Origin of the sequence: Amycolatopsis sp. lyj-112, from assembly GCF_046549055.1 — a bacterium.
Classification (GTDB): Bacteria; Actinomycetota; Actinomycetes; order Mycobacteriales; family Pseudonocardiaceae; genus Amycolatopsis.
In genome coordinates this window covers 374907-388574 of sequence record NZ_JAJPWS010000003.1, presented here as the reverse complement: position 1 = coordinate 388574, position 13668 = coordinate 374907, and the positions used below count along the sequence as shown (strand labels likewise).

General features: G+C 68.4%; 15 protein-coding genes. 10 read left to right on the top strand and 5 right to left on the bottom strand.

Annotated elements, in window-relative coordinates; genetic code table 11:
• Nucleotides 1-54 precede the first annotated feature (54 nt).
• The 3 genes from ACLJRL_RS13860 to ACLJRL_RS13850 all read right to left on the bottom strand — a co-directional run bounded on the left by ACLJRL_RS13860 (nt 55) and on the right by ACLJRL_RS13850 (nt 1476).
• Nucleotides 55-234, bottom strand: a complete 180-nt coding sequence (locus ACLJRL_RS13860) for an LPXTG cell wall anchor domain-containing protein (RefSeq protein WP_044855691.1) — start codon at nt 232-234, stop codon at nt 55-57.
• Nucleotides 235-255: 21 nt separating this feature from the next.
• Complete coding sequence (locus tag ACLJRL_RS13855; RefSeq protein ID WP_410656542.1) at nt 256-1032, bottom strand: choice-of-anchor P family protein; 777 nt, start codon at nt 1030-1032, stop codon at nt 256-258.
• A 294-nt stretch (nt 1033-1326) separates the two neighbouring features.
• A complete protein-coding gene (locus ACLJRL_RS13850) occupies nt 1327-1476 on the bottom strand; it encodes a hypothetical protein (RefSeq protein ID WP_410656541.1) in 150 nt (49 codons plus the stop codon).
• On the opposite strand from ACLJRL_RS13850, the gene xrtP reads away from it, so the two are divergent.
• Both xrtP and ACLJRL_RS13840 read left to right on the top strand, forming a co-directional pair.
• Nucleotides 1463-1960: an exosortase P gene (xrtP, locus tag ACLJRL_RS13845; protein WP_410656540.1), complete on the top strand. Its 498-nt coding sequence runs from the start codon at nt 1463-1465 to the stop codon at nt 1958-1960. The two genes, ACLJRL_RS13850 and xrtP, sit on opposite strands and share 14 nt — an antisense overlap.
• Nucleotides 1960-3348 carry a glycosyltransferase gene (locus tag ACLJRL_RS13840; RefSeq protein WP_410656539.1) on the top strand — a complete coding sequence of 463 codons (1389 nt, stop codon included), beginning with the start codon at nt 1960-1962 and terminating at the stop codon, nt 3346-3348. Before xrtP ends, ACLJRL_RS13840 begins: the two co-directional genes overlap by 1 nt.
• A gap of 79 nt (nt 3349-3427) precedes the next feature.
• Here ACLJRL_RS13840 and ACLJRL_RS13835 read toward each other — a convergent pair whose 3' ends face one another.
• A complete protein-coding gene (locus ACLJRL_RS13835; protein WP_410656538.1) occupies nt 3428-5353 on the bottom strand; it encodes an N-acetylmuramoyl-L-alanine amidase in 1926 nt (641 codons plus the stop codon).
• A 142-nt stretch (nt 5354-5495) separates the two neighbouring features.
• On the opposite strand from ACLJRL_RS13835, the gene ACLJRL_RS13830 reads away from it, so the two are divergent.
• The 3 genes from ACLJRL_RS13830 to groL all read left to right on the top strand — a co-directional run bounded on the left by ACLJRL_RS13830 (nt 5496) and on the right by groL (nt 8398).
• Nucleotides 5496-6158: an HAD family hydrolase gene (locus tag ACLJRL_RS13830; protein ID WP_410656537.1), complete on the top strand. Its 663-nt coding sequence runs from the start codon at nt 5496-5498 to the stop codon at nt 6156-6158.
• 233 nt (nt 6159-6391) lie between these two features.
• Nucleotides 6392-6685 (top strand): co-chaperone GroES, encoded by a 294-nt coding sequence (gene groES, locus ACLJRL_RS13825; protein ID WP_007031106.1) that lies wholly within the window; start codon nt 6392-6394, stop codon nt 6683-6685.
• A gap of 99 nt (nt 6686-6784) precedes the next feature.
• Nucleotides 6785-8398, top strand: coding sequence for a chaperonin GroEL (gene groL, locus ACLJRL_RS13820; protein WP_410656536.1), 1614 nt, complete (start codon nt 6785-6787; stop codon nt 8396-8398).
• A 261-nt stretch (nt 8399-8659) separates the two neighbouring features.
• Here groL and ACLJRL_RS13815 read toward each other — a convergent pair whose 3' ends face one another.
• Entirely contained in the window at nt 8660-8980 is a 321-nt protein-coding gene (locus ACLJRL_RS13815; protein ID WP_410656535.1) for a WhiB family transcriptional regulator, read from the bottom strand.
• 230 nt (nt 8981-9210) lie between these two features.
• Here ACLJRL_RS13815 and ACLJRL_RS13810 point away from each other — a divergent pair, with 230 nt between their 5' ends.
• From ACLJRL_RS13810 to ACLJRL_RS13790, 5 genes are all read left to right on the top strand, one after another.
• Nucleotides 9211-10131, top strand: coding sequence for a MerR family transcriptional regulator (locus tag ACLJRL_RS13810; RefSeq protein ID WP_410656922.1), 921 nt, complete (start codon nt 9211-9213; stop codon nt 10129-10131).
• A 9-nt stretch (nt 10132-10140) separates the two neighbouring features.
• Nucleotides 10141-10977, top strand: a complete 837-nt coding sequence (locus ACLJRL_RS13805) for a hypothetical protein (RefSeq protein ID WP_410656534.1) — start codon at nt 10141-10143, stop codon at nt 10975-10977.
• Nucleotides 10978-11117: 140 nt separating this feature from the next.
• On the top strand, nt 11118-11714 hold the full coding sequence (locus tag ACLJRL_RS13800) for a response regulator transcription factor (protein WP_003073605.1): 597 nt from the start codon (nt 11118-11120) through the stop codon (nt 11712-11714).
• A 394-nt stretch (nt 11715-12108) separates the two neighbouring features.
• On the top strand, nt 12109-12681 hold the full coding sequence (locus ACLJRL_RS13795; protein WP_125789073.1) for a sigma-70 family RNA polymerase sigma factor: 573 nt from the start codon (nt 12109-12111) through the stop codon (nt 12679-12681).
• Nucleotides 12682-13626, top strand: a complete 945-nt coding sequence (locus ACLJRL_RS13790) for an anti-sigma-D factor RsdA (protein ID WP_410656533.1) — start codon at nt 12682-12684, stop codon at nt 13624-13626.
• The last annotated feature ends 42 nt before the right edge of the window (nt 13627-13668 follow it).

Below are 13668 nucleotides of genomic sequence, written 5' to 3'. Positions count from 1 at the left end.
GCCGCCGGCGTGCGAGGGTCCCACGCCGGCGGCCGTTCCGCTCCAGCGGAGCGATCAGCTCCCCACCTTGCCGAGCCGTTTCGTGCGGCGGTAGCCGGCGATGACCGCGATGGTTCCGAGAACCAGCAGGATCACGCCGACGGCCAGCCACCAGCCGACGTCGGCACCGGTGGCGGCGAGGGCGCCCACCCCGCCACCGGCGACACCGACTCCTGCGCCGGGCAACTTGTACATCTGGACGTCACCTCACCCAGGTCAGGAGGTGGCCGCGGAACGACGACCGCGGACGACGCGGATGCCGACCGGGACGGCGACGGCACCGAGCAGGCCGAGGCCGATCCACAGGCCGGCGCCGGAGGCGAGCGGCACGGGCAGGCCGGCCGGACCGCAGGTGGCCGACGAGACGATCACGTCGCCAGAGCCGAGCGCTCCGACGACCCCGCCCAGCAGCTTCACGTGGATCGCGTTGACCGTCAGGCTGCCGTCGCCGTTCTTGATCTGTTCGTTGAGGATGATCGTCGCCACGTTGACGAGGCCGATCCCGACCTTGATCTGGGTGTTCGGTGCCGGCGTCGCATCGACGGCTCCCGCGCTGCCGAAGTTCGCGCCGACCAGGTTGGTCGCGCCCTGCACTCCCTTCTGGGTCGCGGTGCAGGTGGCTTCGACGACCTTGACGCCGACATCGCCGAGGGCGCCCTTGAGCAGCGGCAAGCCGACATCGGCCGTGCTGGCCTTGGCTGTCACCGCGCCGGAGTTGTCGTCGCGTTTGGCTTCGGTGTTGATCGCGCCCGCGGTCAGCACACCGGTGAGGGCGGCCTTCGCGAGGCTGTTGGTGGTCGGCCCCGAGGTCTTCGCTTCGGCGAGAGGCCCGGCCTTCACCGCGTCCTGGCCGAGGAGTTGCACGTCGACCTTGACGCCATACGCGGAGCCGTCACCGGGGGCCGCCGAGGCGGGCACCGCACCGGCGAGAGCCACGCTCGCCACCACAGCGGCGAGCAATCCGCCTCGTCGCAAGAGGTGCGTGTTCTTCAACTGGTCCTCCGAATTGATTCGTGGGGGTTTTCCTTTAGCGGCCGTTGCTAAGGCGCGACCGTTGCGGACGAATCACTGCTGGCCTGATTCGGCTCGCGGATCGTCTATCGTCGAGTGTTTCTCAATTTGTACAGAAAACTGCGACGATCACCGGATCAGGTGGTCTTGCGGCCATTCTTCGCAGGTCATCGGAAGCGTCACTCGTTCGGCGTAGTAAGTTTCTTCACGATCGTGCCGAAAGGGGTCATGATCACCTTGAAAAGGCGAACCCCGGTCGAAAGGGCCGGTTCCCGCTCACTTACTCTCGTCGGCGAGCTCCCTGTCCGCTTCGTCGAATCCCATCGTCCGCAGCGTCTTTTCCGAGAGGGTCACCGTGGCTGTTGCGAGCGCTCCCTTGCCGAGTTTCAGCCGGTTTCCGCTGCGTGTCGCGGTGCTGGCGGTCATCGCCGTCGCGGTCGGCCTGGTGCTGGCCGAACGCGCCTACCGGGTCTTCGAAGTGCAGTTCGCCGGGGCGATACTGAGGATCATCACCACATCGGGTGTTTTTGTCGCCGGTGAACGCGAGACGGTCTACTTTGGGTTGTCAGGCGATACTCCACTCGGGTTGCGAATGACGCCGGAATGCTCTTCGGCATTCATGTTGCTGCCCCTGTTGTTGGTGACCGCCGCCATGTTGTATTTCCGGCCGAGAAATGCGAAGAGGCTGTTCACTTCGCTGGCCATTTCGGCGGTAGTGGTGATTCTTGTCAATCAGATGAGGATTTTGGCCATCTTCGGCCTCGTGAACTGGCTCGGGGTCGACGAAGGTTATTACTGGGGTCATACTTTGCTCGGTTCGATGGTCAGCGTTCTCGGCGGCGCGATCGCCCTCGTGCTGTTCGTCTGGCTGAGCACCCGCAAGCCCCGCGCCGAACGCCGGGCCGCCTGATGGGCGGCGGCTCGATCAAGATCCTGCTGGCGATCACCCAGGCGTTCGCGCTCACCATGAGCGTCGCGTTCATCGTGTACGTCGTCGTGATCGTCGTGCCTTACCTGCGCCGCAGACCCGCGCCCGTCGGCGATCCCGGCGACTTCACCTGGCACTTCTTCGTACCGTGCCGCGACGAGCAGACCGTCATCCGCGAGACCGTGCGCTACCTGCGCTCCACGTTCCGGCACGCGCACGTCTGGGTCGTCGACGACGACTCCGAGGACCGCACCGCCCGGGTGGTGCGGTCGATCTGGCGGCGCAACGGCGGTTTCGACCCGTACCTGCACCTCGTTCCCCGCCGCCGTCCGGAGGCGAGGACGGGCAAGGGCGACGCGCTCAACGCCGCGTACCAGGCGCTCAACGACTGGATGGGGCCGGGCGCGAGCCGGGAAGACGTGGTCGTCGTGGTGGTCGACGCGGACGGTCGTCCGGCCGCGAACTGCCTCGAGGTCTGCGCCGCGGACCACCTGTTCGGCGACGAGACGATCGGCGCGGTCCAGCTCGACGTCTGGATGGGCAACGCCGACAGCCGTCCGCCGGGGAAGAACTGGTTCTCGCGTGCCTTCGGGCTGAAACTGGCGCAGATGCAGGACCTCGAGTTCCGCACGGCCATCGCGGCGATCCAGACCTCACGCGGGTTCACCGGCACGATCTCCATGGGCGGCAACGGTCAGTTCACGCGACTGTCCGCTTTGGACTCGATCGCCGGGCCGGACGAACAGCCGTGGCGCGGCTCGCTGCTCGAGGACTTCGAACTCGGCGTGCACCTGCTGACCGCGGGCTGGCGTACCGGGTACACGCCCGACTCCCACGTGAAGCAGGAAGGGCTCTACAGCCTGCGGCGGTTCCTCGTGCAGCGCACGAGATGGGGGCAGGGGACCATGCAGTGCTCGCGGTACCTGCGGCGGATCTGGGACTCGCCGCATGTGAGCACGCTGGGCGCGGCGGAGATGATGTACTACCTGGCGCAGCCGTGGATGCAGCTGCTCGGCTCGCTGCTGTACCCGATCCCGTTCATCCTGCTGATGTTCAGCACCGCGGGGGATCCGGCGCAGGTGTGGACCTGGTTCGCCGACGACGGCGCGTGGATCCTGTTCGCGATCTACGGGTCGTTCGGGCTGCTGCCGTTCATCGTGTGGGGCCCGATCTATCAGTTCAAATGCCTGAAGAGCCGCAATCTCCTGCGCGGGCTCGGGATGGGTTTCGCCTACGCGCTGTACATCTACACGTTCTACATCACGTCGTGGCGAGCGCTGTTCCGCCTGGTCCGCGGCCGGAACGGCTGGTCGAAGACGCGGCGGAACACCGAACACGCCCCGGGCGTCAAGGTCGCCCTCGACTCCTGACCTGCGTTCAGCCCCCTAATCGCGATCCGGTGGGCCGGATCCCGCACCTGACCTGGGGCGGTGCGGGATCCGGGGCCGGTCAGAACGCGGGCAGGATCCGGACGTCGTCCGCCTTCACGAACGCGATGCGGTGCCCGAACTGGATCTGGACGTACCGCGTCTTGCCCTTGACGACCACGTGATTCGCCGGGTCGAACGTCGTCGCCGAGTAGTACTCGGAGCCGAGCACGTTGCCGAGCGAGTACCGCTGCCCGGCCGCGAACGTGTAGGGCAGCGGGATGACCTGCTGCACCGGCACGTTCGCCGGGTAGGCCTCGGCTTCGGGGTACGCGCGTCCGAAGACCGGCACGGTCTCCAGCCCGGGCTTCGGCGTGACGACCAAGCCGAACGCCGGGCTCGTCGCCGGCGTCGTCCGGGTGTCCCGGAACCAGCCCTTCTGGCCGAGGTACCAGACCGCCGTCCAGCCGTCACGCCGCTCGGCGACCACATAGCGTTGGCCGGTTTCCGCGCGGCTGCCGATGTCGGAAACGGCCATCGTGCTCACCGAACCGTCCGGGCGCAGGCCGATGTCCTTGAGCAGCGGCGCCGAGTCGGTCGGCTCACTGCGCAGCACGACCGAGCCGGAACCCCTTGCGGGACAAGGCTTCCCGGCGGTCTCGCAGCCGGTGAACGCGGGCTGGTTCGTGGCGAAGTCCGGCGTGATGGTGACCAGCGGCGAACCGGGACGGCCGAAGCCCGCCAGCGGCGCGCCCATCAGGTCGAAGTAGTGCGACCAGTCCCAGTACGGGCCCGGGTCCCAGTGCATGCCCTTGATCGTCGACGGGATCGTGCCCGGCACGTTGTCGTGGCCGATGATGTGCGCGCGGTCCAGCGGGACGTCGTACTTCTTCGCGAGGTAGCCGACCAACTTCGCGGAGGTGCGGTACATCGCCTCCGTGTACCAAGTGCCCTTCGCGGCGAAGCCCTCGTGCTCGATGCCGACGGACTTCGCGTTGACGTACCAGTTGCCCGCGTGCCAGCCGACGTCTTTGGTCGGCACATGCTGCGCGATCTGGCCGTCGGCGGAGCGGATCGTGTAGTGCCAGCTCACGTACGTCGGGTCGGTGACCAGGTCCATCGCCGTGTCCCAGTAGCCCTCGGTGTCGTGGATGACGATGTATTCGACCTTCTGGCTCTTCGGCCGGTTCGCCTTGTCGTGGTTGCCGTAGTCGTTGTTCGGCAGTTCCTGGTACGGCGCCGGCACCGAAAGGCACGAGACCTTCTTCGGGCACTCGGCCTTCGGGTTGTCGGCCTGTGCACGCGCCGGGCTCACCGGGGTCGCGGCCAGGGCGACGGTCTGCCCGTCGTCGGTCTTGCGGGTGACGCCCGCCGAGATCGTGTTGAAGACTTCGTCGGCGAAGGCCTGCGAGCCCGCTGTGTCCTTCGCGCCGCTGTAACGCGCGACGGCGGGGTACCAGTCCTGGGCCTTTTCGCTGCGTACGCCGGTCTCGCGCTGGTACTTGGCCAGAAGTGCGGCGCCACCGCGGATGTTCTGCGTGGTGTTCGTCCGCAGCGTCGCGACGTCCTGGCCGATCAGCGCCGAGGCCTCGTCGATGGTCTGCAGGCCGGGCGGGGGAGTCGTCGGCGCCGGTGTCGCCGGGAGCAGCGCGGGACGGGCGTCGTCACCACGCGGGTCTTCCTCGCCTTCGTCGTGATGCGTGCCTGTGCCGGCTTCGCGCAGGTCGGTCAGGTGCATCGGGCCGTACCCGGCGGACGTGCTCGGCGTGCCGGCGTTGAAATCCCAGCGCGATTCGAGGAAGGAGACGCCGAGCAGGACGCTCTCGGGCACGCCGAACTCCTGCGCGGCGGCCGCGAAGTCCCGCTGACGCTGCTGGTCCGCCGGAGCGGCGTCGGCGGGGACAGCGGCGAGGAGGCTTGTAGCGAGGGTGAGGACCGCGAGTCCGGCGGCCCGTTTGGACCTGCGCCGGAGCGGTTCTAGGGAGATGGGACGGAAGGGACGCGGCATGGGCGTGAACCCCCAGAGTGTCTAGGTCTGCTGAACAGGACCGACCCCGATGTCGGAACCTAACCAGAAACGCGCCCCCTTCGTAAGGTCCCTCCGACTTGCGTTTAGCCCCCTGATCGCGATCCGGTGGCAAGGTGGATGTATGACCGGGGTGAAGGAGCTCATGCAGGAGAAGGACCACGTGTTCCTCGACTTCGACGGACCCGTGTGCGACGTGTTCGCCGAACTGCCGGCGAGGGAGGTGGCCGACCGGCTCAAGCGACTCGTCGGGCCCGATCTGCCTGCCGAGGTGGCTGCCTCGGCCGACCCGTTCGACGTGCTCGCGTACGCGGTGTCGTGCGGTCCGAACGCCGCACACGTCGTCGAGCGGCAGCTCAGTCGCCTGGAGGGCGAGGCCGTCTCGCTGATCGCGCCCGCGCCCGGTGCGCTGGAGACGATTCGCGAGTGGGGCGCGCAGGGATTCACGGTGACGATCGTCAGCAACAACTCCGTCGACGCGATCCGGTCCTTCCTCACGGTGCACGAACTCACTTCGCACGTCCGCCGGATCAGCGCGCGGACCACTAGCGACCCGGATCACCTGAAGCCGAACCCGACGCTGCTCCAAGCCGCGATGCGAGCCCTCGGAGCTTCGCCCGGGCAATGCGTGATGATCGGCGACTCGGTCGCGGACATCCTGGCCGCACGCGCCGCGGGGATCGCTTCGATCGCCCTGGCGAGCGCCTCCGAGAAGCGGAAACGCCTCGCCGCCCTCGACCCCGATGCTCTGGTGACCGACCTCACTGACCTGCGTTCAGCGGCCTAAGTGCGATCCGGTGGCAGGTGAACGTGGGGTCGCCCTCAGTGCCCCGACCTGCGTTTCGCCCCCTAATCGCGACCGGGGCGCAGGAGAACGGGACCCTCCTTGCGAGACTGGCACTCACATGGCTAGAGTGCTAATTGCACGGCCCGAACACGCCCCGGCACCCGCGACGGCGGGGGTGGTAGGAGCCGTAACTCATCCTGCCAACGCTTTCGACGACCGTGGAGGTCAACCCGGTGAGCGTGAACATCAAGCCGCTCGAGGACAAGATCGTTGTCCAGACGAGTGAGGCCGAGGAGACGACCGCTTCCGGCCTCGTCATCCCCGACACCGCCAAGGAGAAGCCCCAGGAGGGCAAGGTTCTGGCCGTGGGCCCGGGCCGCATCGATGACAAGGGCAACCGCGTCCCGCTGGACGTGTCTGTCGGCGACGTCGTCATCTACTCCAAGTACGGCGGCACCGAAGTCAAGTACAACGGCGAGGACTACCTGATCCTTTCCGCTCGCGACGTGCTGGCCGTCATCAACTGACGTCCGCTCTCAGCGCATGACGCCCCGGGCCCCGCATTGCCGGGGAACGGGGCGTTCGTGTTTTCCGTGCATTAGAACTGGAAGGTAAGCGGAACCGGTATGCCCAAGCAGATCAGTTTCGACGAGGACGCTCGTCGCGCACTGGAGCGCGGGGTGAACAAGCTCGCCGACGCGGTCAAGGTCACCCTCGGCCCGCGCGGTCGCCACGTCGTGCTCGACAAGAAGTTCGGCGGCCCCACCATCACCCTCGATGGCGTCACCGTCGCTCGCGAGATCGACCTCGACGACCCGTTCGAGAACCTCGGCGCGCAGCTCGCCAAGAGCGTCGCCACCAAGACCAACGACGTCGCCGGTGACGGCACCACGACCGCGACCGTGCTCGCGCAGTCGCTGGTGAAGGTCGGCCTGCGCAACGTCGCCGCCGGCGCCAACCCGACGGCCATCGGTCGCGGTATCGAGGCCGCCGCGGAGAAGGTCATCGCGGTCCTCAAGGAGAAGGCGACCCCGGTCAAGGGCCGCGACAACATCGCCCAGGTCGGCACCGTCACCTCGCGTGACGCGGCCATCGGCGCCCTGCTCGGCGAAGCCGTCGAGCGGGTCGGCGAAGACGGCGTGATCACGATCGAGGAGTCGTCCACCCTGGCGACCGAGCTCGTGATCACCGAGGGTGTGCAGTTCGACAAGGGTTTCCTGTCGGCGCACTTCGCGACCAACCCGGAGGAGCAGAAGGCGATCCTCGAGGACGCCTACATCCTGCTGGTCCGCGAGAAGATCTCGTCGCTGGCCGACCTGCTCCCCGTGCTGGAGAAGGTCGTCGAGGCCAAGAAGCCGCTGCTGATCGTCGCCGAGGACGTCGATGGCGAAGCGCTGTCGACCCTCGTGGTGAACTCGCTGCGGAAGACGATCGTCGCCGTCGCGGTCAAGGCGCCGTTCTTCGGTGACCGCCGCAAGGCGTTCCTGGACGACCTCGCGGTCGTCACCGGTGGCGAGGTCATCTCGGCCGAGATCGGGCACAAGCTGTCCGAGACCACGATCGCCCAGCTGGGCAACGCGCGCCGGATCGTCGTCACCAAGGACGACACCACGCTCGTCGACGGCGGCGGCACCAAGGACGACATCGCCGCGCGGGTCTCGCAGATCCGCAAGGAGATCGAGCACACCGACTCCGACTGGGACCGCGAGAAGCTGCAGGAACGGCTCGCGAAGCTGGGCGGCGGTGTCGCGGTGATCAAGGTCGGCGCGGCCACCGAGACCGAGCTCAACGAGCGCAAGCACCGCATCGAGGACGCCGTGGCGGCGACCAAGGCGGCCGTCGAAGAGGGCATCCTGCCCGGCGGTGGCTCGGCCCTGGTCCACGCTGTCAAGGAGCTCGAGGACGGCCTCGGCCTCGAGGGCGACGAAGCGACCGGCGTGCGAATCGTCCGCGACGCGCTCTCCGCCCCGCTGTTCTGGATCGCGACCAACGCGGGCCACGAGGGTGCGGTCATCGTGAACAAGGTCCGGGAGCAGAGCTGGGGGCACGGTTTCAACGCCGCCACCGGTGAGCTGACCGACCTGCTGGCCGCCGGAATCGTCGACCCGGTCAAGGTGACCCGGTCCGCGGTGGCGAACGCCGCTTCCATCGCCCGGCTCGTGCTCACGACGGAGAGCTCCATCGTCGAGAAGCCGGCCGACGCGGAGCCCGCCGCGGGCGGGCACGGTCACGCGCACTAGCTCCACCGTTCCACCTGAAAGCGGGGCGGCACCCCAGCCTGGGTGCCGCCCCGCTTTCTTGTCCCGTCCACCCCCCGCGGACTTGCGTTTCGCCCCCTAATCGCGACGCGTAGGCACGCTAAGGACCGGTCGGGATGTCGGTCACCGCTACCGCACCGACCTGCGTTTCGCCCCCTGATCGCGATCCGGTGGCCCGCGGAAACGCGGAAGGGCGGCACCCCCACCCGGGTGCCGCCCTTCCGCGTCGTCGAAGCAGCCGGATCAGCTGCTCGACATGCTCAAGGTGCGCTTGTCCGCCTTGATCAGGTGCTCGCGCTCCGACTCGGACAGGCCACCCCATATCCCGTACGGCTCGTGGACGGCGAGCGCGTGGCTCCGGCACATGGCCAGTACCGGGCAGGCCAGGCACACGGCTTTGGCCCTGGCCTCACGCCGGGCTCTGGCCGGCCCGCGTTCGCCGTCAGGGTGAAAGAAGGACGCGCTGTCCATACCGCGGCACGACCCTTCCAACTGCCAGTCCCATACGTCAGCGTTGGGTCCTGGGAGCCTGCGCGTGTCTGCCATCCTGACCGCCTCCGTCATCCGGTCGAAGCGTTTACCTGCTCTGCTGCGCTGCGGATACTCCATTCGGTGCAACGGCGGTAACGTTAGAAGCGCGCCAATACTTGTTCAAGAGATTCGGAATGATTCAGCCGTTAGGCATCCCCCGGACGTGGGAGCGGTGATTTCGGCTCCGGTTGCCCGCATCCCCGCCTGCCTGGATATTGGGACGAGTGGGATCTCGGATCAGCAGTGAAGAACCCACCCTGCCGGTGGCCTCGGTCGCTCGCCGGCTCGGGGTCGCACCGTCCACCCTGCGAACCTGGGACCGCCGGTACGGCGTAGGACCGAGCCGCCACACCAACGGCCGCCATCGCCGCTACGGCACTTCCGACATCGGCCGCCTCGAACTGATGCAGCGCGCGTTGCTTCGCGGCGCGTCGACGGCGGAGGCGGCGAAGTACGCGCTCGAGCAGATGCCCCGGGCCGTGACCGAAACCGTCAAAACGCCGGTAGTCCGACCGGAGGAACCGGTCGCGGCACCGTCGCCGCCTCCCGAGGACCACGACGTCCCGTCCCGGCTCGCCAGACGGCTGAGCACGGCCGCGCTCGCGATGGACTTCGGCGCGGTCCAGCGGATGCTCGCCGACACGATCCGCGAACTCGGTGTCCTGCCGGCCTGGAGCGGTGTCGTGTCGCCGGTTTTGACCGCCCTCGGCGCCCGCTGGCGCGGTGTCAGCGCCGGAGCCGAGGTCGAGTACCTGCTCGCCGAATGCGTCTACGCCGCCCTCGTCCGGGCGACGCCGGTGCTCCGCGAACCGCGCAACCAGCGGCCGGTCCTGCTCACCTGCGTCCCGGACGAACGCGACAACCTGCCGATGTACGCGCTCGCCGCCGCGCTCGCGGGACGGCGGATCGGGACCCAGCTCTTCGGCGCGTCCCTGCCGGCCGAGGTGCTGGCGGTGACGGTCCGCCGCAGCGTCCCCGCCGCGGTGGTGCTGTGGTCGGGCCGCCGGACGACCGCGGACCCGCGCCTGTTCGCCAGGGTGTCCCGCGGCCGCCAGCGCAGCCGCCTGTTCGCCTGCGGGCCCGGCTGGGATCCCGCGATGCTTCCCGACAAGGTCGAACTGCTCAGCGAGCTGACGACGGCCGCCGACCGGATCGAGCATGTTCTTGTCGGTGCGAGGCGCTAGAAAGGACCGATGGAAGCGTCCTTGCGGTCCGCCGCGTTCGGCGACGGAGTGCCGCCCGACGCGCCGTTCGCGATGCCCGAGTCCCCCCGTGGCCGGCTGCTCGCCGCGATCGGTCTCGGTGCTCGCGGCCGGTACGCGGCGGCGGCCACGGCGCTGGAGGGCTTGCGGACGGGCAAGGACACCGTGCTCGCGTCACTGGCCGCGAGCACGCTGGCGTCGCACCGGCGGCAGCTGGGCGGGCACGCGGCGGCGCTCGTCCTCGACGGCGAGGCCTTCGCGCTGGCGATGACGGCGCGAGGCGAACCCGATCCGGACGGGCTGGACGCAGAAGGGGCGCGGGCGGACGCCCTCCTCGGTCTCGCGGCGGACAATCTCGGCCGCGGCAGGCTCGCTGCGGCCCGGCGGCTGGCGGCCCGCGCCGGCGCCCACACCGGCAATTGGCGCACCCGGACCAGGGCCGGTTGGGTGGCCGCGGAAATCGAACTGGCGAGTAACATTTCCGGTGCGGCTATCGCACCTGCGGAAAGGGCTTGGGAAACCGCGCGGGACCGAGGCGCGTGCCGACATGTCGTCAAATCGCAGCTGGTACTCGGCGTGGCGATCGCGAATGGAAGTTCCGCTGAGCGGGATCGCGCGGAAGCGCTGGTCGAGAACGCTCGAGAGACCGCCGAGAAATGCGAACTCAATTCACTTTTATGGGTCGCGTACCTGGTGGGGGCCGACCTGCGGGCAGGACACGCCGATGAGTATCGATCCAGAAGTGCCGAACTGTTGCACGCAGTGTTACGGCACGCAGATCCTTGCGGGAGGTGGCTCGCCCGGGAATCTCCGTGGGTTCGCCTCTGAGGGCGTCTAGCCTGTTGGAGGGCCCATTCCGGCAACCGGGCTAAGAACTTTCAAAAAAAGCCACCGGATCGTGTCAAGGTTCGGGCTAAAGCGTCCGATAGGGGAAGTGGAATGTCACCCGGCTGCAGGAAGGAAACCCCGTGACGACGGTCTTGATCTGCGACGACCGACGCAGTGTCCGCGAAGGGCTCACTCGAGTGATGTCCGCGGTACCAGGGGTCAGTCGCATCGACTGCGTAGCGCACGGTGACGAGCTGCTGGCCCGGTACTCCCGTCAGCCCGTCGACGTTGTGCTGGTCGGTACCCAGCGCGCGGTACCGACAGGTGTCGAAGCCACCCGGCGGCTCGTCTCGGCGAACCCCCAAGCGAACGTGATCGTGTTCGGAGCCCCCGACGACGCCGGCAGCATCGCCGCCGCCATCGCCGGTGGCGCCCGCGGCTACCTGCGCTGGGACGCCTCGCGTCCCGAGCTGGTCGCCGCACTGGCGCACACCCTCGCCAGCACCTCGGTGCCGGCGCCGCGCCAGCCGTCCGACCCCGGCGTCCAGCTCACCGAGCGCGAGCTCCAGGTGCTGCGTGGGATGAGCCAGGGCAAGAGCAACGGGCAGATCGGCCGCGAGCTGTATCTGTCCGAGGACACCGTGAAAACCCACGCCCGCCGGCTGTTCCGCAAGCTCGGCGTGCGGGACCGCGCACAGGCGGTCGCCCACGGATTCCGCCGTGGACTGGTTTCGTGACAAGTGGTTTTGGCACACAGCCTGACTTCTAGAACCTGATTCTGTAGACGGGTGACAACGGGCCGGGGGCAAGCCCCCTGGCCCGTACCTGTGTTACCCGTCACGCTTCGCGCTTTTCCGTTTACCGCTCGGGCAAGGTTGCCCGGGCGTGTCCGCCTCCTGGCGGACCGTCGTACCTGTCTGTGTTCTGGCTCGTTGAAAGTTCGACTACGAGCGAAAGGGACCAGGAAGACCCGGGTTTCCGCGCGCGCCGATTCGGCGGCGCGCCGGTGGCGGCCGTCAGTGAAGGCGGCGGGCCCGGGCGGTACGGTAGATGTCACCGGTGTGGTGGCCTCCGAAGTCACACGCCGGACTCTTTGCACGCCTATACGTAACACTGGGACTGTTGTCTGCGATGGCCAATGTGGGGGACGGACTGGATGAGCCGGTCGCCGCTGCTGTTGAGGGAGATCCTCAAGCGGTCGAGCGGCTGCTGGCGGCCATCCGTCCTTTGGTAGTGCGGTATTGCCGCGCTCGGGTTGGCAGGCAGGAGCGTTCGTTCGCTTCTGCGGACGACGTTGCGCAGGAGGTGTGTCTCGCGGTGCTCACGGCATTGCCTTCGTACCGTGATCAGGGCCGCCCGTTCCTGGCCTTCGTCTACGGGATCGCCCAGCACAAGGTGGCCGACGCACATCGTGCGGCGGCCCGTAATCGTGCCGAACCGGTCGCCGAAGTCCCCGACGAGATCGAGGGCGGCGTCGGTCCGGAGCAGCGCGCCCTCCAAGGCGAGCTGAACGAGCGCATGTCGCAGCTGCTGCGTGTTCTTCCCGACAAACAGCGTGAGATCGTGGTCCTGCGGGTGGTCGTGGGACTGTCCGCCGAGGAGACGGCCGACGCGGTGGGGTCCACCCCCGGCGCTGTCCGGGTGGCTCAGCATCGCGCCCTCGCGCGCCTACGTAAGGTTCTGGCCGCTGAGGAGGTGATCTGAGTGACCGATCGCGACCATCGGTTCTCCCCTGGGACCGATCGTGAACTGACGGCCTTCGAGAGAGGGCTGACGTCTTCCGAGGCCGAGTTCGCCGCGGATCTGTCGGCCGTGCAGGCCGACGACGCGCTGCTCGACGCACTCGGCGGTTCGGACCCGAAGATGGCCGACGACCTCGGCGATCAGGACCTCAACGCGCTGCTGCTGGCTTGGCGGCGCGATATCGACAGTGAGCCGCTGGCGGAACTCGTCGACGTCGACACCGCCGTCACCACCGTGAAGACCGCCGCGCTCGCCCGCAAACACGGGGGAAGACGCCGGCTGCTGGTCCCGGTGGCCGCCGCGGCGGCCGTCCTGGCCATCGCCTTCGCCGGTACCGGTCTCGCCGCGAAGGACGCGCAGCCTGGTGACACTCTCTGGGGCCTGACCAAGGTGCTTTACGCCGACCACGCCCGGTCGGTCGAGGCCGCGGCGACGGCCAAGCTGGATCTCGAGAAAGCCAACCTCGCGCTCGCCGGCGGGCGCCTCGACGACGCGCGTAAGGCGCTCGACGAAGCACAGGCCGCGCTGAGCCAGGTGACCGATGAGGAAAACCGTGATCAGCTGCTCGAGCAGCACCGCCAGCTGAGCGCGCAGCTGCAGAACCCCGGCCAGCCTCCGTTGCCGCCGGATCAGCAGTCCCAGTCGCAGGCTCCGCAACCGACCACTCCGCTGCCGACGCAGCAGCCGACCGCTTCGCCGACGTCGCTGCCCGGAGGCGGTAACCCCGGCACGAGCCTGCCGGGAACCACGACTCCCACGCCGACTCCCACCGAGACGAGCGAACCTCCGCCGCCCACGACGACGACCACGCCGTCGGCCTCGGGCAACGATCCCGGAGGCCCGCGCAACGAGACGTCGCCGGGTGCCGGCGCGCAGGCGCCCGCCGAGGCGGGAACGACGCCGTAGCAACCCTCTAAACCGACAAAGGGCCTGGTGAGATCTCTCTCA